Source organism: Arcobacter peruensis, assembly GCF_003711085.1.
GTDB lineage: Bacteria > Campylobacterota > Campylobacteria > Campylobacterales > Arcobacteraceae > Poseidonibacter > Poseidonibacter parvus.
Map to the genome: position 1 here is coordinate 1 of NZ_CP032363.1, position 23,254 is coordinate 23,254.

Below are 23,254 nucleotides of genomic sequence, written 5' to 3' on the forward strand. Positions count from 1 at the left end.
ACAATCACAGCAGGAGCAGTAAAAGCAACATTAGATGCAATTACAGATGTAGATGTAGGCGTAGATGATGTAATAACATTTACAACAACAGATACAAGTGTAAATGCGAGTGATTTAGTTAATTTAAATGCAAAAGTTAATAACTTTACAGTATCAACAATTGAAGAGTAACACAAGATGATGGAACAATTACAGATGTAGTAACAGGTTTAGTATTGTTAGATGGAGATGAAGATGTAACAATAACAGGTGGAGATATTTCAGTAACAGATATAAATACAATATCTTCAACAAGTGGAGTAGTAACTGCAACAGCAAATACAGGGGTTGCTGGAACATTAACTGGATTATCAACAGATGATAATGATGACATCACAGTAAATATGGCAGCGGCAGATACATCAGCATCAGATTTAAAAACAATCGATTCAAAAACAGGAATAGCAATAAATGCAACAGTAATTACAAATTAACTGGTAATGCAACAGATGTAAAAGAATGTACTAGCAACAGATTCAAAATCACAACAGTAACAGATGGAAGTTTAGCAGTAGATGTAAGTGGAAGTGTAAGTGTTGCAGATATATACAATAAATGCAGACTCTGCAACAGGTGTAGTAACAGTAGGAACAGTAGATACAGGAAATGCAACAACGTTAGCAGGATTAACAACAAGTAATACAGATATGATTACAGTTGAATTAGAAGCAGCAAGTACAGATGCTGCAAAATATAAATATAATTAACGGTGCAACAGGTGTTGCAGTAGATGCAGGCAGTATTACTGAATTAACAGGAACAGCAACATCTATACAGACAGCACTAGCTGCAAATACAGCAGGAACAATAACAGGACTTGGAACAAAAGCAATAAATGTAGATGATACAGTAGCAGCTTCAGTAATAAATGATATAGCTGGAGATACAAGTGGAGTAGTAACAGCAACAATCACAGCAGGAGCAGTAAAAGCAACATTAGATGCAATTACAGATGTAGATGTAGGCGTAGATGATGTAATAACATTTACAACAACAGATACAAGTGTAAATGCGAGTGATTTAGTTAATTTAAATGCAAAAGTTAATAACTTTACAGTATCAACAATTGAAGAAGTAACACAAGATGATGGAACAATTACAGATGTAGTAACAGGTTTAGTATTGTTAGATGGAGATGAAGATGTAACAATAACAGGTGGAGATATTTCAGTAACAGATATAAATACAATATCTTCAACAAGTGGAGTAGTAACTGCAACAGCAAATACAGGGGTTGCTGGAACATTAACTGGATTATCAACAGATGATAATGATGACATCACAGTAAATATGGCAGCGGCAGATACATCAGCATCAGATTTAAAAACAATCGATTCAAAAACAGGAATAGCAATAAATGCAACAGTAATTACAAAATTAACTGGTAATGCAACAGATGTAAAAGATGTACTAGCAACAGATTCAACAATCACAACAGTAACAGATGGAAGTTTAGCAGTAGATGTAAGTGGAAGTGTAAGTGTTGCAGATATAAATACAATAAATGCAGACTCTGCAACAGGTGTAGTAACAGTAGGAACAGTAGATACAGGAAATGCAACAACGTTAGCAGGATTAACAACAAGTAATACAGATATGATTACAGTTGAATTAGAAGCAGCAAGTACAGATGCTGCAAATATAAATATAATTAACGGTGCAACAGGTGTTGCAGTAGATGCAGGCAGTATTACTGAATTAACAGGAACAGCAACATCTATACAGACAGCACTAGCTGCAAATACAGCAGGAACAATAACAGGACTTGGAACAAAAGCAATAAATGTAGATGATACAGTAGCAGCTTCAGTAATAAATGATATAGCTGGAGATACAAGTGGAGTAGTAACAGCAACAATCACAGCAGGAGCAGTAAAAGCAACATTAGATGCAATTACAGATGTAGATGTAGGCGTAGATGATGTAATAACATTTACAACAACAGATACAAGTGTAAATGCGAGTGATTTAGTTAATTTAAATGCAAAAGTTAATAACTTTACAGTATCAACAATTGAAGAAGTAACACAAGATGATGGAACAATTACAGATGTAGTAACAGGTTTAGTATTGTTAGATGGAGATGAAGATGTAACAATAACAGGTGGAGATATTTCAGTAACAGATATAAATACAATATCTTCAACAAGTGGAGTAGTAACTGCAACAGCAAATACAGGGGTTGCTGGAACATTAACTGGATTATCAACAGATGATAATGATGACATCACAGTAAATATGGCAGCGGCAGATACATCAGCATCAGATTTAAAAACAATCGATTCAAAAACAGGAATAGCAATAAATGCAACAGTAATTACAAAATTAACTGGTAATGCAACAGATGTAAAAGATGTACTAGCAACAGATTCAACAATCACAACAGTAACAGATGGAAGTTTAGCAGTAGATGTAAGTGGAAGTGTAAGTGTTGCAGATATAAATACAATAAATGCAGACTCTGCAACAGGTGTAGTAACAGTAGGAACAGTAGATACAGGAAATGCAACAACGTTAGCAGGATTAACAACAAGTAATACAGATATGATTACAGTTGAATTAGAAGCAGCAAGTACAGATGCTGCAAATATAAATATAATTAACGGTGCAACAGGTGTTGCAGTAGATGCAGGCAGTATTACTGAATTAACAGGAACAGCAACATCTATACAGACAGCACTAGCTGCAAATACAGCAGGAACAATAACAGGACTTGGAACAAAAGCAATAAATGTAGATGATACAGTAGCAGCTTCAGTAATAAATGATATAGCTGGAGATACAAGTGGAGTAGTAACAGCAACAATCACAGCAGGAGCAGTAAAAGCAACATTAGATGCAATTACAGATGTAGATGTAGGCGTAGATGATGTAATAACATTTACAACAACAGATACAAGTGTAAATGCGAGTGATTTAGTTAATTTAAATGCAAAAGTTAATAACTTTACAGTATCAACAATTGAAGAAGTAACACAAGATGATGGAACAATTACAGATGTAGTAACAGGTTTAGTATTGTTAGATGGAGATGAAGATGTAACAATAACAGGTGGAGATATTTCAGTAACAGATATAAATACAATATCTTCAACAAGTGGAGTAGTAACTGCAACAGCAAATACAGGGGTTGCTGGAACATTAACTGGATTATCAACAGATGATAATGATGACATCACAGTAAATATGGCAGCGGCAGATACATCAGCATCAGATTTAAAAACAATCGATTCAAAAACAGGAATAGCAATAAATGCAACAGTAATTACAAAATTAACTGGTAATGCAACAGATGTAAAAGATGTACTAGCAACAGATTCAACAATCACAACAGTAACAGATGGAAGTTTAGCAGTAGATGTAAGTGGAAGTGTAAGTGTTGCAGATATAAATACAATAAATGCAGACTCTGCAACAGGTGTAGTAACAGTAGGAACAGTAGATACAGGAAATGCAACAACGTTAGCAGGATTAACAACAAGTAATACAGATATGATTACAGTTGAATTAGAAGCAGCAAGTACAGATGCTGCAAATATAAATATAATTAACGGTGCAACAGGTGTTGCAGTAGATGCAGGCAGTATTACTGAATTAACAGGAACAGCAACATCTATACAGACAGCACTAGCTGCAAATACAGCAGGAACAATAACAGGACTTGGAACAAAAGCAATAAATGTAGATGATACAGTAGCAGCTTCAGTAATAAATGATATAGCTGGAGATACAAGTGGAGTAGTAACAGCAACAATCACAGCAGGAGCAGTAAAAGCAACATTAGATGCAATTACAGATGTAGATGTAGGCGTAGATGATGTAATAACATTTACAACAACAGATACAAGTGTAAATGCGAGTGATTTAGTTAATTTAAATGCAAAAGTTAATAACTTTACAGTATCAACAATTGAAGAAGTAACACAAGATGATGGAACAATTACAGATGTAGTAACAGGTTTAGTATTGTTAGATGGAGATGAAGATGTAACAATAACAGGTGGAGATATTTCAGTAACAGATATAAATACAATATCTTCAACAAGTGGAGTAGTAACTGCAACAGCAAATACAGGGGTTGCTGGAACATTAACTGGATTATCAACAGATGATAATGATGACATCACAGTAAATATGGCAGCGGCAGATACATCAGCATCAGATTTAAAAACAATCGATTCAAAAACAGGAATAGCAATAAATGCAACAGTAATTACAAAATTAACTGGTAATGCAACAGATGTAAAAGATGTACTAGCAACAGATTCAACAATCACAACAGTAACAGATGGAAGTTTAGCAGTAGATGTAAGTGGAAGTGTAAGTGTTGCAGATATAAATACAATAAATGCAGACTCTGCAACAGGTGTAGTAACAGTAGGAACAGTAGATACAGGAAATGCAACAACGTTAGCAGGATTAACAACAAGTAATACAGATATGATTACAGTTGAATTAGAAGCAGCAAGTACAGATGCTGCAAATATAAATATAATTAACGGTGCAACAGGTGTTGCAGTAGATGCAGGCAGTATTACTGAATTAACAGGAACAGCAACATCTATACAGACAGCACTAGCTGCAAATACAGCAGGAACAATAACAGGACTTGGAACAAAAGCAATAAATGTAGATGATACAGTAGCAGCTTCAGTAATAAATGATATAGCTGGAGATACAAGTGGAGTAGTAACAGCAACAATCACAGCAGGAGCAGTAAAAGCAACATTAGATGCAATTACAGATGTAGATGTAGGCGTAGATGATGTAATAACATTTACAACAACAGATACAAGTGTAAATGCGAGTGATTTAGTTAATTTAAATGCAAAAGTTAATAACTTTACAGTATCAACAATTGAAGAAGTAACACAAGATGATGGAACAATTACAGATGTAGTAACAGGTTTAGTATTGTTAGATGGAGATGAAGATGTAACAATAACAGGTGGAGATATTTCAGTAACAGATATAAATACAATATCTTCAACAAGTGGAGTAGTAACTGCAACAGCAAATACAGGGGTTGCTGGAACATTAACTGGATTATCAACAGATGATAATGATGACATCACAGTAAATATGGCAGCGGCAGATACATCAGCATCAGATTTAAAAACAATCGATTCAAAAACAGGAATAGCAATAAATGCAACAGTAATTACAAAATTAACTGGTAATGCAACAGATGTAAAAGATGTACTAGCAACAGATTCAACAATCACAACAGTAACAGATGGAAGTTTAGCAGTAGATGTAAGTGGAAGTGTAAGTGTTGCAGATATAAATACAATAAATGCAGACTCTGCAACAGGTGTAGTAACAGCAACTGCGACATCAAATGATGCTTCAATTTTAAATGGATTGACTACAGCTTCAACTGATGAGATTACTATAACCGTAACTGCTGGTAATCAAGATGCTGCTGATTTGGTTGCTCTAAATGGTAAAACAAACCAACAAATTGATGTAAGTGCATTAACATCTATACATACTATTAACGGTACAGCAGCAGAATTAACTAATATTTATGATACAAATGTTAGTGAATATAATGGTCTTGGAAATGAGAATATTACAATAGATGATACTGTAAGTATTTCTGAAGCTACTACAATAGCTGGTTATACAAGTGAAGATACAAATATTACACTTAGCGCAGCTTCTGTTGATGCTACAGATATAACAACATTAAATACGGCTAATGGAAACGGTACAATTGATGGCTCAAACTTAACTGCAATTAATGGAAGTGTGTCAGAAATTAATGCAGCGTTAAGTGATCTTGATACGAATCCAGCAAATTTTGATTCAACATTAAGTGCTGGAACTGAAACAGCAAATGCAATTACTACACTTAATACTACAAATGGAACAGGTACAGTAGATGCATCAGGTATTACAGGTGTTACAGGAACAAGTACTGAAATTGAAGCACTTCAGGATGCAGGTATTACTATGGATGCTGATTATAATGCAACAATTACAGGAACAGCTGCAACAAATGATGTAGAGTCTATTTTTGCAGATACAAGTGGAGTTATAGATGCAACATTTGGAATAAGCGATGATACTCTAAATATTAATTTTGATGAACTAGATAGTAGTGATATCTTAGATTTTGGTAATGGTGATGACACTTTAGCATTTGATACAGCTGTTTCTGGAGATTTAGATTTTAGCAACATTTCAAATCTTGAAAATTTAAATCTTTCAAGTGGAAATGATAATATCACGTTAAGTGGAGATGAACCTACTAATGTAAATGGTGAAGCAGGCGATGATACTTTTGCTTTAAACTTTAGTAATATTGATAACTTTAATATTGATGGTGGATCGAATACAGATAATGTTGAGTTAACAGGTAATTCTAATTCAATAAGTAGTGATACTGAATTTGGACATGCATCATCTTTTACAAATATAGAAAAACTAGATATAAGAACTTTAAACTTGGATACTGCAGATACAGGTACAGAATTTGAATTCACTGATGCATTAATTCAATCATGGACAGGAAGTTCAACTGGTAATTTAACTTTATCTTTAACATCAACACAAGCAGATTTAATTAAATTTACTGATACTTCAAGTTCAACAGAAAGAAATAGTTATAATTCTGGAAATACGAATAGTGATATAAGTGATAATACAACTTATAATTTAGGAAATACAACACTTACGATTGATTTAACTGATGTGTAAAAGAATACAAGTATTTAAGTTCTAAGTACTTGTATAAAAATTATTTTTAATAATTATTTATTAAAAACAAAAAAATTAGATATAATTCAAAAATTATATAATTAGAAGGTAGAAATAAAATGATAGAAAAACAAAAATTACTTTTTGGTGAAGCTATAGAGTTTTATAAGAAAAAAGATCTTACAAATGCTCAATTAAAATATGAAGAGATTATAAAAATAAACCCAAAGAATTCAGAAGCCTATGGAAACCTTGGTGTGATATATAAATCAAAAGGTGACGTGAATACTGCTATTAAGTGTTATCTTCAGGCTATAAAATTAAATCCAAAAAATAAATCTGTTTACAATAATATTGGAAATGCCTTTAAAGAAATTAAAAATTATAAAATGGCTATACGTGCTTACAGTGATTCTATAAAATTAAATCCAAATGATTTTAATGCTTTTAATAATCTTGGAATTATTTATGAAACAATTGGAGATAATAATAAAGCAATTGCAGCTTATAAAGAAGCAGTTAAAATTAATCCAAAACATGCAAAATCTGTAAATAATATAGGTGTTGTTTTATATAAACAAAAAGAATATAAAAAAGCAGCAGAAATTTTTGAAATTGCACTTAAAACTGATCCAAATTATAATGAGGTTTATAGTAATAAAGGTGCTGCTTATAATAAAGCTAAAGATTATGATAAAGCAATTGAGTCTTTAGAAAAAGCTATTGAAAAAATGCCAAATCATAGTGGTGCTTATACAAATCTTGGAAATGTTTACAATAAAATATTTGATTATAAGAAAGCTTCAAAGTTACATGAAAAATCAATTGAACTAGACCCTAAGGGTGAAAATGCATATAGTAATGTTGGGACTTCATATAAATATTTAGGTTTTTCTAAAAAATCAATTGAAGCTTATAAAAAAGCAATTGAATTGAATCCAAAGTTTGTAAATGCACATTTTGATTTATCAACAATGTATCTTGCTAATCAAGATTTTAAAAATGGTTGGAAAGAATATGAGTGGAGATTTAGAAAAGAGGAAATGATTCCTCATATTATAAAAAATAAAGATGTTTTTTCAAAACCATTATTCACAGGGAAAGAAGATATTAAAGGTAAAACTTTACTTCTTCATTCAGAACAAGGATATGGAGATAGTATTCAATTTATTAGGTTCTTGCCACAATTAAAAGAAAAGTATGGATGTAAAATTGCTGTTAAATGTAGAGAAGGATTAAAAGAATTATTCTCTAGAATTGAAGAAATAGATACTATTGTTGATAGAAGTGAAAAAACACCAAATTTTGACTATCAACTTTCAATAATGAGTATGCCATATATTTTAGAAATGAAAAACATTAGTGACTTACCAATTAAGAACCCATACTTAATAGTAAAAGATGATGATTCTTTTGATATTAAAAAAACAAAAGGTAAAATTAATATTGGTATTTGCTGGAGTGCATCCTTAACTGGTGAAAGTTATGATGGAAAAGTATTTGATTTAAAATATTTAGAACCATTAATTAAAAATCCAAAAATAAATGTTTATTCATTACAAGTAGGTGATGGAAGTGAAGATATTAAAAAATATGGATATGAAAAAAATATTATTGATTTAACAGACAAATTAGTTAATTTTGATAAAACAGCTTCATTAATTAATAAATTAGATTTTGTTATTTCTTCTGATACTTCAGTTGCACATTTAGCGGGAGCTATAAATAAACAAGTATTTATTCCATTACAAAAAATACCTGATTGGAGATGGACAAACAAAGGTGAAACAACAAAGTGGTATCCAAGTGCAAAACTAATTAGACAGAAAACAAATAGATCTTGGGACAGTGTTTTTCAATCACTAATTGCAAAAATCTCAAAACAATATAAAATCAAAATAAGCTAAAGGTATTTTTTGGAAAATCAAGAAAATGTAGAAATCGAAAATAGTGGTCTAAGTAGAGAAGAGTTTCCTTTACTCTTCTCTTTAAAATATTTATTAGACTTTTATTTTGGAGATATTTCTATTGAAACAATTGTTAATTTTAGTGCAAAGTCTGATAAAGGTTTTACAGAAGAATTAGCAATTGATGTAGCAAAAGAAGTTGGCTTAACTGCTGTTTCTAGAAATATGAAAGCTATTGATATTCCAAATCATTTTTTACCTTGTATTATTTTTGATAGTAAAAACAAACCTTTTATTTTACAAAAGAAAGGAAAAGAGTGCTTTCTTTTTAATCCTTTAAGTAAAGAAGAAATAAAAAAAGACCTAAGTTATTTAAAAAAATTTAAAAAAGCAATATTAGTATTTAGAGATCCTCAAAAAGAAAAAGTTCTTGATGAAGTAAAGGGAAAAGAATGGTTCTGGAATCCTGTTAAGAAATTCTGGCGTTCATATATTGAAATAGGTTTTCTAACATTTTTTATAAATATTTTTGCACTAGCTGTACCATTATTTACAATGAGTGTTTATGATAGAGTAGTACCTAATAATGCAACTGAAACACTATTTGTTTTAGCTATTGGTGTAGTTATTATTTTACTTTTTGATGTATATTTTAAAAGTGTTAGAAATCATATTATTGAAAAAGTTGGAAAAGAATTAGGTGTTTATTTAGAAGAAGAATTATTAAAAAGAGTATTAAGTTTACAAGCTCAATATGATAATATGCTAGTAGGTACAAAAGCAAATTTATTTAGAGAATTAGCCCAAATAAAAGACTTCTTTGCAACAAAATCAGTTGTCCAAGTAATTGATTTACCTTTCTTCTTTTTAGCAATTACTGTAATTTTTATCATTTCTCCGATGGTTGCTTTAGTTCCTTTTATAACTGCCATATTAATTCTTTTATTTAATATATTTATGCAAATACCTATTTCTAATTTAAGTAAAAAGAATATTGAAAATGTACAAGCAAAACATGCATACTTAGTTGAAACTATTCAAGGAAGTGAAATTATTAAACTTTCAAATGCACGTTCAACTAAACTTTTTAATTGGAGAAATATTATTGCAGTTACAGATTCAATAGCATTAAAAATTCAATCTTTAAATGTTTTTTCATTAAACCTATCACAAACTGTAATTCAGTTTGTAACAATGTTAGTTATAGTTGTAGGAGTATTTGAAATAGCAAATAAAAACCTTACAGTTGGGGGATTAATTGCTGTTACTATTCTTTCAAGTAGAGCAATGATACCAATAATTCAAACCTCAATGATGGCAATAAAATTTAAAGAAATAAAAGAATCTTTAAATAATATCAATGATTTCTGGCACCTACCTTTAGAAAATGATAAAAATATAGAAATAGGATTGGGTAAAATAAAAGGAAATATTGAATTTTCAAATGTAGATTTTTATTATAAAAATAGTAAATATCCTTCTTTAGAAAACTGTAATATTAAAATTCAAGAGGGTGAAAAAGTAGGTATTATTGGACAAACAGGAGCTGGAAAAAGTACATTTTTACGTATTTTAACGGGTTTAGATAGCCCTACAAAAGGTTCTGTTTATATAGATGGGCATGAAATATCAACAGTTCATCCTATCGAAATACGTCAAAATATTGGTGTTATGCCTCAAGAACCATTTTTATTTTCTGGAACTTTAAAAGAAAATATTGAACTTTCAACTCCTGTTAGTAAAGAAAGATTAATGCAATTAATTAAAATAACAGGATTAGAAGATTTAGTTAAAAAGTCAGGTCAAGGTGATGGATTACAAGTAGGGGAGAGAGGTTGTAATTTATCTGTTGGTCAAAGACATTTAGTTGCACTTGCAAGGGCTTTATTAAAAGACCCTTCAATTTTACTTTTAGATGAACCAACAACTGGTTTAGATGTGGGGTTAGAGAAATCATTAATCTCTCATATGAAACAAATATTACAGAAAAAAACATTGATTGTAATTACTCATAGATTTGCAGCACTAGAACTAGTTGATAGAGTTATTGTGTTAAATCAAGGAAAAGTAGTAGCAGATGGACCAAGAGATACTGTATTAAAAGCTTTACAAGAAAAGAAGTAAGATGAAAAATAATAGATTATTTGAAGAAAAAGATTGGAATTATTATACTACTGTAATTCCAATAATGTTGTTTTTTATATGTTTCCTTTCATGGGCATATTTTAGTCAAGTTGACGAAGTTGTAAGAGGTTCTGGAAAAGTAGTACCTTCAGGTCAAACTAAAATTTTACAAAACCTTGAAGGTGGAATAGTTTCAAGTATTTTATTAAAAGAGGGTGATAGTGTAAAAAAAGGTGATATTATTTATACACTTTCAAACGAGTTTTTTAAAGCAGATTCTGTATCAAAAGAGCTAGACTTATTAACATTCCAAGCTGTATTAATTAGATTAGAATCTTTAATTGATAATAAGAAAAAAATCAAATTTTCAGATGAATTAAAATCAAAAATCCCTGATATTATAAGAAATGAAACAAATATTTTTTATGAAGAATTAGAAAATAACAAAAGAAAAATTGATATTGCAAGAGATCAAGCAAGACAAAAAGAGTATAAATTAAGAGAAACAAAAATCAAATATAATAACCTAACAATAGAATTAAATTTAGCTATTGAAAACATGAAAATTTTAGATGAATTATTAAGAAAAAAAGTTACATCTAAAAAAGAATATATTTCAGAATTATCAAAAAAACAAAATATTGTTACAAAAATAGAAGAAACTAGAAATAATATTCCAATTTTACAACAAGAAATAGAAGAAGCAAATAGAAAAATAAATAGTGTTAAGTCTGAAGTTAGAAGTAAATTATTAGGAAAGTATTCTGAAGTTAAAAATGAGATTAATAAATTAATTGAAAAGAACAAAGCAAATGACGATAGAGAACTTAGAAAATCAGTTATTTCACCTGTAAATGGAATAATAAATAAACTATATTTCTATACAGAAGGTGGTATTGTAAAGCCTGGAGATAAGATGGCAGAAATTACTCCTATTGAAGATACATTGACAATTGAAGCAAAAATAAAGAGTTCAGATAGAGCCTTTATATGGGAAGGTCAAGATGTATCAGTTGAAATAACAGCTTATGATTTTTCTAAATATGGATTACTAAATGGTAAATTGATTTTAATATCTTCTGATAGTTTTGAGGATAGAACAGGAAATATTTATTATATTGCAAAAATTAGAGCTGATGTAAATCAATTTGCACCTGATCTTCCAATTCTACCTGGAATGGTTGCAAATGTAAATATTTTAACTGGTAAAAAAACAGTACTAGAATATATTTTAAAACCACTAAAAAATATTAGAAAAAATGCATTAAGTGAACAATAAATAATAATATTAAACCCTAATTAGCTCTAAAATAGGCATCTTTAATAATTAAGTAAGCAAAATATAAATATAATAGCGACTATTATACGAAAAGGATGTGGGTGTTTAGTTTTATTAAAGCGTTACAAAATTTACTTAGTGAATTAAAAAAGAAGAAAGGCCTTTGGTTTACTCTTTTAACTCTACTCGCAATAACTGGTATTTTTTTGTCAATGTATATCCTTACAAGTATGACAAAAAGCGTAGGGAATGAAGTATATTTAAATATGTCTAATGTTTACAAATCAAGTTTAGAACATAAACTAGAAGATAAACAAAAAGGTTTTAGTAAATTAGTTTTAGGACTAAAAATAAACGACACTTTTAAAAATAACCTAAATAACAAAGCTTTAATAGACCCTATAATTACAAATTACAATAATAGTTTAGTAGAAGCTGGATTTGGCTCTACTTCTTTAGTATTTTATTCTACTGTAAATCAAACTAATCAATTTAGAAATAGTATTAATACAACAATAAATAGAAAGACTGCATTATATGGTATTGAAGTACTTCCATCTGGACCAAATATAGTCTATTTAGAACCTATCTTAGATGGTGAAAACGTTTTAGGTGTTATTGAAGTTAAGGAAAGTATTCTTACACTTAAAAAAGATATAGAACGAAACAGACAAGGTATATTTCTATTTTTACTAGAAGAAAGAATGCTTGCAAATGTAAGTATTGATACGAAAAATGGAAGTTACAGAACAATTGTTAATGATTTAAAAGTTGAAGAACGAAATTATGATGGACAATTCTTCTCAAACATATTAACAGAAGGTAAAGAAGCCTTTTCTAATTTTAAAATAGATGGATATAGTGTAAATGAAGAATATTTTAAAACATATAAAGAAGTAGCCGATATTAATGGAGTAATCATTGGTTATATCATTTTAGGTGAAAAAGTTGAAGGTAGTGGAGCTTTTGTAAATATTGTTGATAATATGACAAAAACTGTTACTACAGTAGCCCTTGGTTTAGTGATATCTATATTACTATTCATGTTTTAAGGATAGATGATGAGACGTATAAAAATATTAAAAATATTTTTTGTAGTAATGCTTTTTATCGTTTTTACTATTTATGCTAACTTTTCTTTAGTATATACATTCTTTATGTCAACATTAACATTTAATGTTGCTATTACAACAATGTTCTTAATTGGTTTATTAGTTGTTTATCAATCTGCAATTAGACTTACAATGCTTGCTGGTACCTTCGGTATCTTAGCTTATAAAACAGGTAAAAGTTTAGAGTTTTACTTAGAAGGTATTACTGGGTTAATGCCTGCAACTATTGCGCATATGTTCCAAAGAAGAGCTAAGAAAGGTGTTTTATATTTTACTCAACAAGAAGCTCATGAAGTTATCGATTGGTTAGAAGGACAATTCTTCCAACAAAAAGGATATACAGCTTTCTTCGTTGGTACTTCATTAATGCTAGGACTTTTTGGTACATTTACAGGACTTCTTGTAGCAATTGATGAAATGGGAGGTATTATTTTATCTTTTGGTGGAGATAATATTGATATTGGAGAAATCATGACAGGTTTCTCTGGACCTCTTGGTGGTATGGCTATTGGGTTTGCCTCTTCTTTATTCGGTGTTGCTTCTGCAATTATTCTAAATGTAATGCAATATATTTTAACTAGAAATCAGTCTGCGTTTGTCGAAGATGTACAAGATTGGATGAAAGGTAAAATTGTTGAATCAAATAATACAAGTATTGATTCACTGTCTAGCACAGATGATATTGGAAATATTAATTTAGTTTCTAATTCAGATAATTCATCTCCTATGAGTGCTGGATTTATTGATATTTTTGTTGACACAATGGGAGATTTTACAGATAAAATGGAAAGATCAAATCAAGTGTCTCAAGAGATGTTTATGAAAATTGCTGATAAGCTAGACCATAATATCCATAAAACAGATAACGAATCTATATTATTGAAAAACATGATAGAAATTATGAAAGAATCTAATGTAAATCAATACTCAAATTCAAAACTTATTGAAGAGTCATTACAAGAGATATCAAGTGTAATTTTATCAGAACATAAGACAATCAAAAAAAGTTTACAGTTACAAGAAGAAAATAATAAATTACTTGTGCAGTTAGTGGAATCTTTACAAAATAAAAACAATCAAGAGAATAAAAGATAGTATATGGCGTCTAGATGTGAAGATGAGTTCAACCCTTGGCCATCATTTGTTGATATTTTTTCTTCAGTAATTTTAGTATTACTATTATTCTTATTAGTAGTTTTTGTAAATCTAGGTTATTACGCACAATTTAAATATAAAGTTTCTTATACAGGCTCAATTTCCAATGATGATATTATTTTAAATAATAATAGGTCAAGTGAGGAAAATGAACTTAATACAAAAAAAGTTACAGACCCTAGTGCTGGATCAAATTCAAATTCAGATATTAATATTAAAATTATTAACGAACAAAAGCAAAGAATTTTAACTTTACAAAATCAAATTGAAGTAAATGAAAATCAAAATAGTGCTGAAAAAAGTAATAAAATTGAATCAGCAGGTATTGATATAGCAGATAAAAACGAAACAAATGATGAAAATCAAAAAATTATTGAAAATAAAGATTACTTAATCGTTACATATAAAAGTAATGAGATATTTGTAGATGATGGAATTACAAGAAAAATAAAACAGTTTTTAAGTTCGGCAAAAGAAAGAAGTGGAAAACATGAAATTCATATATATACTAAAGATATGAAAAAACAGTTAAGTGCAACTATTTCAAAACAGATATCACTTGCAAGAACAATAAGTACAAGAAATTTAATAAGAAAGTTTGGTTATGAAAAGAAAGACGTTAAAATTGATTTAACAAAAGAACCAAATATAAAAGAAAAAATTGATGATACTAATGGATATTTAGTAATCACAATTAAAAAGTAGAGATAAATGAAGAAACAATTGCTATCTTTAATAATCTTATCATTATGTGCAAATGCGGATAATGATAAATTAATTAATAAAGATGATAAAAATTTTATTATTGAAGAGAAAGAAGATAAATTAAATGAATTGTCTCTTTTTTTAGGTGAAAAAGAAATTCAAAAAAAGATGAACCCTTCATATCCTTCATTAAACTCTTATTCAAAAATATCTGATATTGATGTTGATAATTATAAAAGAGTTTCTCTTATGGATGTTGTTTTAGAAACAGTATCTACTAGTGATTTATTGAAAGCTTCTAGAGAAAAAGTTATTCAAAATGAAATTAAATTAAAAGATGCAATTGCAGGTTACTATCCTACTTTAAATTTCGAATATGAAATAGGAAAAACAAGAGCTACTAATACTGCTGATGATAGAACAAATGCATTTAGATATTATGATGATAGAAATTATAAATTTGTTTTAAATCAAAACTTATATGCAGGTGGAGCAACAACTAATGATGTTGAAAACCTAAAGAAAAAATTAGATTTAGCTAAAAATCAATATTACTTAGTTTTATCAGAAGAAGTAACTAAAGCTATCAAAGCATATTTTGATGTTGTTTTCTCATATAAAACTGTTTTAACTAGTGATTCTAATATGAAGAAATTAAATAAAATATTAGATATTGTTAGTATAAAATACGAAAATGGAGCAGCTTCTATTGGTGATTTAACAGCAATTAAAGCAAATGTTTCTAATGCTAAAACACAACAAATTAAAGTTAAATCTAAGTTTATTGAATCCTTACGATATTATGAATACATCGTTGGTGAAGTTTATTTAGAAACTTTACCTTATGAAAAAAACTTTAATATTAATGTTACTACTTTTGACTTATTATATGAAAGAGCATTAAAAAGAAATAAAGAATTAAGAAACTACTATAACTCAATTGAAGCAGAAAAGTTCAATTTAAAATCAAAAGAATCAAATTTTTTACCAAAAGTTGATTTAGAGTTTTCAGTTGATAATGTTATGGATCAAGATGGTTCAGAAACAAGAGAAGAGGCTGTCAATGGTTTAGTTAAGCTTTCATATAATTTATATAACGGTGGAAGAGATAAAAATAAAGTTTTAAACTCTTATAGTTCAATTAGAGAATTAAATTTTAAATTAGATGAAGAAAAAAGAAAATTAAAATGGAATGTATCTAAGTTATTTACTGCAATAAATTCTACTAATGAATCATTAAAAAGTAATATATCAGAAGTTATAGCTTTAAGAAAAATGGTTGAAGCTTATTGGGAAGAGTTCAAATTAGGTGACCAAGACTTACAAGTTTTACTTCAAGGACAAAAGTCATTAAATTCAGCAGAAGTAAAATTGATTTCTTATGAAAAAAACAATATTACAGATTTCTTTACTTTATTAAAATACACAGGAGATATTTTAGCATTCTTTGACATTGATCCTGAACATCCAAGATTTATTGATTTCTCAAAAAGCGGATATACACAAGATGTTTATATTGATGATAAGTTTTTAGATGAAAAAGAAAGAATTGAAAGACAAGAAGAATTAGAAGAACAAGAAAAAATTAAAGAAACACTAATCTCTAAAGCTTTAAAAGATGAAAATATAATAAGATTTATGAGTAAGTTTTTATCTGCTAATAATGAATACTATACAATAGATATTGGTTTATTTGATAATATACTAAAAGCAAATAATTTTATTAAAATAAATGACTTTGATAAAGAAGCCTTTTCTTATGATGTAGTAGATGATTTAAATATAAATACAAAAGTAACTTTTGGTATTTATAAAAATGAAGAAGAAGCTTTAAAACAATTAGAAAAAATGAAAAATAAAGATCTTGGAAAAGAATTAAGTCTTAAAAAAATAGGAGATGTAAAAAAACTTTACAATGATTATTTAAAAGGTTTAGAAGTTAAGATTAAGCCTGTACCTCCTGAGATTAAAATAGTAGAAAAAACAAATACTATTGAGAAAATCAAACAAATTAAAAAAGAAGATAAACTTGTTTTAAATAAAGAGTTTGAAACTAAGTTTTTAAATGCTAATCCTGAATTCTATACAATTAATATAACTTCATTCAATGAAATGAAAGAATTAGAAGATATTTTGATTGAAAAAATAAATTTATATGATAATTCATTTGCTTATACTTATGTTGATTCTAAAAAACTATTTAGATGGGTATATGGTATTTATGAAAATTATGATGAAGCTCAATTAGCGATTAATGATTTAGGTGATATTAAAAATAATTTCTATCCAGTAATTCAAAAAATCTCTAAAGAACAAGCTTTATATAATGCAAATATTGATTTAAATACTGAAGTTAAAGAAAAAGAACCTGAATATGAATATATAAAAGTTTCTTCAAATACGGTGTATAAAGATCCAGTTTCATTAAAGAATGTAGATATTTCAAATGATAAAAATTTAAAAGGCTTAGTAGATAGCTTATTTTCAAAAGTAAGTAATTTATTTACTAGTAAAGAAAAAGAAGAAAAAAATACAGAAAAAGAGATTGAAAAATTAACATTAGAAGAAGAAACTAAAAATTTAATTCCTCAATTGGCAAAACAGCCTGAAATTGAAATAGTACCAGAAGTAGAAATAGAAACTAAAAACCTTTCTTCTATTGAAACATTAACAGAAATCGAAGAAGTAAAAGAAGAAGCAAACCTATTTACAACAGTAAGTAATTTCTTTGCTAATAGTAATACACAAAATAATGAAGTTATAGAAGATACAGTAAAAAAAGAAAGCGAAGAAATAATAGAAGTTCCAACTTTAATAGAAGAGCCTAAAATTGAAGTAGCTGCATTAGTTGAAACAAATACAAATGAACTTTTAGAAGTAGAAAAGAAAGAAGAAGTTGTAGAAGATAAAATTCAAGAAACTGTTGAAAATAAAGTTGAAGAAGTAAAAGAAGAAGCAAACCTATTTACAACAGTAAGTAATTTCTTTGCTAATAGCAATACACAAAATAATGAAGTTATAGAAGATACAGTAAAAAAAGAAAGCGAAGAAATAATTGAAGTTCCAACTTTAATAGAAGAGCCTAAAATTGAAGTAGCTGTATTAGTTGAAACAAATACAAATGAACTTTTAGAAGTAGAAAAGAAAGAAGAAGTTGTAGAAGATAAAATTCAAGAAACTGTTGAAAATAAAGTTGAAGAAGTAAAAGAAGAAGCAAACCTATTTACAACAGTAAGTAATTTCTTTGCTAATAGTAATACTAAAATTGAAGAAACTACTCTAAGTGAAGAAAATACAGAAAATGATGAAGTTATAGAAATTCCAACTTTAATACAAGTGCCAAAAGTTGAACATGTTCCATTACAAGAAGCTCAAAATAATATAGATAACGAAATTCTTAATACTAAAAAGACTAAAGCATTTATATCAGAAAATAAAGACTTATATACAATTAATATAATTACTTTTTCAGACACAAAAGATGATGTTATAAATAGTTTTTTAAATCAATATGATTTAAAATATAATATCAAAGTTTTTACTTTCAATTCTCAATTAACTAAAACAAAAAACAAAAATATTGTTTATGGTTTATATGAAACAAAAGAAGAAGCAGAAAAAAATCTAAAAAAAATCAATCCTTTACTATTAAAAGATTTTAATTGCTCAGTTGAAAAAATCGGTATTAAATCTTTACAAGTAATTGATGACAAAATTATAGAGAATAAAATAGAGGAAAATATAGAAGATTCTAAAAATAAAGATGAGTTAAAAAAAATAAATCAATCTAAAGAATATTTAGAATTTATTGCTATTGATAAGTATAATGATCAAGATTTCAAATTTGAATTTTTAAATTCTCCAAAAGAATATTATTCAATACTATTAGCAAGTGTAAATAATGAAACTGAATTAAAATATTTTCTTAATATTTATGACTTAAAAGAAGATATATTTGTTGTAAGACTTTTAAACAATAAAAATAAAATAAAAATAATGTATAAAATCTTTGAAAATGAAGCAGAAGCTAATAATATACTTCTTGAATTACCTGAAGATATATTAAAAATAAATCTAGCTAGAACTGAAAAAATATATAGAAAACAAGATGCATACAAAGAAAACTATACATATTTTGATCTAGCACAAAGTAATGAGATTAAATAATGTTAAAAAAAAATAAAAAAGACATAATTAAAAATGTATTACTTTTAACATTCATCTTTTCTTTAATACTGTTTTTTACAATCTGGTCTTTTTTTATTGATTATAAAAATAAAAGTATTGAATATTCAAATGTAAATTATGAATTAAGTATTGAGAAGTTCAATAATCAAATTAAAGAGAAAGTACTTTTATTTGATAAAAATTCAATTCAATTTATTAATCAAAATATTAAAAAAGATAAGTATATAAAAGAAATAAAGATTACACAAAATAGATATCTTTTTAATAAAGATACCTTACTATTCCAAACAAAAAGTTTTAATGATAGTTCATGGAATCTTACAAATGTAACAGTAGATTATAAATATGGAGAAATTCAGAAATTAGCAGGTAACTCTTTTTATGAGTTTATTCCCTCAGCAACTTTTGATAAAAATGAAAAAGTTGTAATACGATATCAATTATTCAAAAATGAAGAGATTAAAAACTTTTTAATTTTTGTAGATATCAATCTTTTTGATATTTACAAAGATAGTACTGAAAAACAGAAAAAAGAAAGTTTTATTGATTCGTTTGCAAAAATTGATCCTCAAGATGCGATTAAAAAAGATTTAATTATTAAAAATATTGTTTTCGCAAATATTGAATATAAGAAAAACAATACTTTTATTGAACAAGACATAGTCTCTTTTCTAAAAAAACTACTTATATATTCTACAGTTATTTGTATATTGATGTTTTTATTAGTGTGGTTGTATCAAAAATATTTAAAAAGAAAATATTTATTAAAACCTCTTAGATATTTAGATGCAGTAGTACTTAATATGCTAAACTCAAAATTTACAAATATAAATACTAATAAATTCTCTAAAATTAAAGATTACAATAAAGTACTTACTAATCTTTCTAAACTATCTAGTAATATTGCTTCTTTAAAAAATGAATTAAATATTAATAAAGAGACTTTAGAAAGAAACCTATTAACTGATAACTTAACAGGTTTACCTGACAAAAAAATGTTTGATATTGATATGAAGAGTATGTTTGTTTACTCAGGTGAAGGATATTTATTCTCATTAAAGATTGCTAAATTAGATGAGATAGTTAAATTAAATGGGTCTTTAAATACTGATAACTTTATTTTATCTTTTACAAATATCATAAATAATATTATTTCTGATTATAAAGAAAAAAACATAAATTTTTATAGGTTCTATGGGTCTGAGTTTATTATAATTGCAAGAGAAATTAATTATGAACAAGCATTAGCATTTTCAAATAAAATTATAGATAGTCTATTAATTCAAATTACAAAAAGTTATAAACTACCTGAAAATATTTTCCATATAGGTGGAACACCTTTTGATGCTTATGGTACAACTAACTCTATTATGAAATCTGTTGAAGAAGCTTATAATAGTGCTATGTTAAATAATATTAATTGTAGTGTAATCATAAAAGAATCTCAAATTCAAAAAAATGTTTTAGCTTTAGAAGATAAAGTTAAATCAATTATTTCTAATAGTAATTTTACAATTGATTTTATTTTTGATACATATTCATTAGAAAATAAATTACTTATGAAAGAATTAAAACCAATTCTTAAAGATAATGAAGGAAAGATACTTCCAATAGGTTCTTTTATTGCTATAAGTGAGAAACTCAGATTAAATGAAGATTTTGATAAAGAAGTTATATTAAAGACAATTAATTTTATTGAAGCAAATAAAATTGATTATAAATTAGCTATTAATTTATCAATTAAAACTATTTCTAGTATTAGTTTTATAGAGTTTATTACTACTTTATCAAAACAAAAAGCTGATACTTTATCACATATTTTATTTAGTATTACATCATACTCTGCTTCTGCATATAAAGTAGAATTTAGTGAATTTGTTAAACTAATGAATGATTTAAATATCCAGATTTTAATCAAAAGGTTTAAAACAAAAGAGTTCCCATTAGAAGAATTGGCATCAATTAAGATTGATTATATAAAAATGGATAGAGACCTTACTCAAAATGTTCACAATGATTTAATTAAGAAACATAGAGTAAAAAATATAGTTATTTTTGGTGAATTAAATGATGTTAAAATTTTAGCAGAAAATGTAGAATCAGATAATGATTATAGATATTTAAGTAAATTAGATATATACGCAATAAATAGATAAGGTTGTATTAAATGAATAAATATATATTATTAATAGTCTTGCTAATTTCAACAGGTACCGCCTTTGCAAAAGGTTCTGTTATTACAAAAAAGACATATCCTAATATTTCAAAAGATGCAATTTTTCATGCTAGTAAAATACTTTTTTCTCTTTCAAATAAAGAAAATAAAAATAATGATTTTATTATAAATTCTTATAGAGACAATATAATAGTTGAAAAAGTTGTTTTTCAAAATAGTATTATAAGAGTAGATTTAATGTTAGATACTTGGATTTTAGAAGTACATGAATTTGAAAATGAATCAAGAGCTATTTTAAGTATTAAAAGAACTGATGCAGTTGACTTTGATGATAAAAAAGAAATCAATAATAATGTTTATAAGTTATTTTGGGATAGGTTAGATTACTTATTAGGAGTAAATACTACATGGAAATCTTGTTCTAGCTATTTTTCTTCTGATTTTAATAGTTTAAATTGTTATAACTATTTATTAACTAATAAACCAGATGATAATAAAATTATAAAAAATATTTTAATTTCGGAAAAAAGAAATAATGCTAATACTATTGATAATATAAAAGCAGATATCTTTCTTGATACAGATCTAAAAATAAATAAAAGCAATAATATTCTTGATGTTAATGAAGATATTTTAAATAGTAATATTTTAAATCCAATTATGGAAAATACTATTTTAGAAACTAAAGCAATAAAAATTGTTAAAAAGAAAGAAGAAAAAGAAACTGTTGAAAACAGTAATGTAAAAGAAGAAATTCAAAATAGTGATGAATCAATTGATGAATTTAAAGATAATATGAAAGATATTGTAAATATGAAAAGTTCTTTAAATGATAAAGAAATAGATAAAATTATCACTGAAAGTAATAATTTAAAAGAGAATAGTGAATTCTCTTTGGAAACTAACTAACAATTAACTAAGGAAATCTAATATGAAGTTTTTTATATTTATATCTATCTTTTTTATAAACTCATTTGCACTCACATTTGATGAAGCAACTCAAAATTTCAAAGATAAAAAATATATAATTGCATATGAGCAATTTAGTGAACTTGCTCTAAATGATGATGCTAATGCCCAATATAATGTAGCACTTATGAATTATAAAGGTATTGGAGTTAATAGTAATAAAGAATTAGCATTCTTCTGGTACGAAAAAGCTGCTTTAAATGGTAACTTAGTCGCACAAAATAATTTAGCTCATATGTATTATTTAGGTGATGTTGTTAAAAAAGATTTAAAAGAAGCTCAAAAATGGTATGAAAAAGCTGCACTTGCAGGTTACGGTTTAGCACAATTAAATCTTGCAATGTTATTTGATCTTAGTACAAATGAAGATAAAGTTAATCAAGCTTTTGAATGGTATGAAAAAGCAGCTAAACAAGGTGTTATTATTGCACAAAATAATCTTGGAAAAATGTATTATACAGGTAGAGGTGTTAAAACAGATAAAAAGAAGGCTTTTTATTGGTTTAAAGAAGCTTCAGATGCTTCAAATGCAATAGCACAAGCAAACCTTGCTATGATGTATTTAACAGCTGATGGGATCCCTGAAGATATTGATAAAGCAGTTGATTTATTAACTAAATCTTCAAAGCAAAATAATTTGCCAGCTATGATAAAACTAGCTAATATTTATGGTTCAGGTAAAGTTGTATCACAAGATTATAAAAAAGCTTTCTACTGGTATAGTAAAGCAAAACAAAGAAATAGTTTAACTGCGCTATTTCATGTAGGTTTATATTATTATCATGGTTATGGGGTACCTAGAAATGTTGATAAAGGTATAGATTTAATTAGAGAAGCCAAAGATAAAGGCTATAAAAGAGCAGAAAGTTTTTTCAAGATAAACAATATTAAATAG

At 27.2% G+C, this 23,254-nt stretch carries 13 protein-coding genes; all 13 read left to right on the forward strand.

The genetic code is table 11. From position 1 onward, the window contains the following. Positions 1 to 215: 215 nt before the first annotated feature. The 13 genes from D3Z07_RS00005 to D3Z07_RS00060 all read left to right on the forward strand — a co-directional run bounded on the left by D3Z07_RS00005 (position 216) and on the right by D3Z07_RS00060 (position 23,254). On the forward strand, positions 216 to 473 hold the full coding sequence (locus D3Z07_RS00005; protein ID WP_122892733.1) for a hypothetical protein: 258 nt from the start codon (positions 216 to 218) through the stop codon (positions 471 to 473). Between the two features lie 99 nt (positions 474 to 572). After that, on the forward strand, positions 573 to 746 hold the full coding sequence (locus D3Z07_RS13810; protein ID WP_164707176.1) for a hypothetical protein: 174 nt from the start codon (positions 573 to 575) through the stop codon (positions 744 to 746). Next, positions 721 to 6,744 carry an S-layer family protein gene (locus tag D3Z07_RS00010; protein ID WP_122892734.1) on the forward strand — a complete coding sequence of 2,008 codons (6,024 nt, stop codon included), beginning with the start codon at positions 721 to 723 and terminating at the stop codon, positions 6,742 to 6,744. Before D3Z07_RS13810 ends, D3Z07_RS00010 begins: the two co-directional genes overlap by 26 nt. A 119-nt stretch (positions 6,745 to 6,863) precedes the next feature. Continuing rightward, positions 6,864 to 8,651: a tetratricopeptide repeat protein gene (locus tag D3Z07_RS00015; protein WP_076087683.1), complete on the forward strand. Its 1,788-nt coding sequence runs from the start codon at positions 6,864 to 6,866 to the stop codon at positions 8,649 to 8,651. A gap of 9 nt (positions 8,652 to 8,660) precedes the next feature. Next, entirely contained in the window at positions 8,661 to 10,775 is a 2,115-nt protein-coding gene (locus tag D3Z07_RS00020) for a type I secretion system permease/ATPase (protein WP_122892735.1), read from the forward strand. A gap of 1 nt (position 10,776) precedes the next feature. Further along, positions 10,777 to 12,054, forward strand: coding sequence for an HlyD family type I secretion periplasmic adaptor subunit (locus D3Z07_RS00025; protein WP_076087677.1), 1,278 nt, complete (start codon positions 10,777 to 10,779; stop codon positions 12,052 to 12,054). 101 nt (positions 12,055 to 12,155) lie between these two features. Then, complete coding sequence (locus D3Z07_RS00030) at positions 12,156 to 13,106, forward strand: hypothetical protein (protein ID WP_122892736.1); 951 nt, start codon at positions 12,156 to 12,158, stop codon at positions 13,104 to 13,106. Positions 13,107 to 13,115: 9 nt separating this feature from the next. Beyond that, positions 13,116 to 14,261, forward strand: coding sequence for a CFAP97 domain-containing protein (locus tag D3Z07_RS00035; protein ID WP_122892737.1), 1,146 nt, complete (start codon positions 13,116 to 13,118; stop codon positions 14,259 to 14,261). 3 nt (positions 14,262 to 14,264) lie between these two features. Beyond that, the gene (locus D3Z07_RS00040; RefSeq protein ID WP_122892738.1) at positions 14,265 to 15,026 is read left to right on the forward strand and encodes a hypothetical protein; all 762 of its coding nucleotides are present in this window, start codon (positions 14,265 to 14,267) and stop codon (positions 15,024 to 15,026) included. 6 nt (positions 15,027 to 15,032) lie between these two features. Continuing rightward, positions 15,033 to 19,193 carry a TolC family protein gene (locus tag D3Z07_RS00045; RefSeq protein WP_122892739.1) on the forward strand — a complete coding sequence of 1,387 codons (4,161 nt, stop codon included), beginning with the start codon at positions 15,033 to 15,035 and terminating at the stop codon, positions 19,191 to 19,193. After that, the gene (locus D3Z07_RS00050; protein WP_122892740.1) at positions 19,193 to 21,370 is read left to right on the forward strand and encodes an EAL domain-containing protein; all 2,178 of its coding nucleotides are present in this window, start codon (positions 19,193 to 19,195) and stop codon (positions 21,368 to 21,370) included. Before D3Z07_RS00045 ends, D3Z07_RS00050 begins: the two co-directional genes overlap by 1 nt. Before the next feature lie 11 nt (positions 21,371 to 21,381). Further along, positions 21,382 to 22,299, forward strand: a complete 918-nt coding sequence (locus tag D3Z07_RS00055; RefSeq protein WP_122892741.1) for a hypothetical protein — start codon at positions 21,382 to 21,384, stop codon at positions 22,297 to 22,299. A 22-nt stretch (positions 22,300 to 22,321) separates the two neighbouring features. Continuing rightward, positions 22,322 to 23,254: a tetratricopeptide repeat protein gene (locus D3Z07_RS00060; RefSeq protein ID WP_076087663.1), complete on the forward strand. Its 933-nt coding sequence runs from the start codon at positions 22,322 to 22,324 to the stop codon at positions 23,252 to 23,254.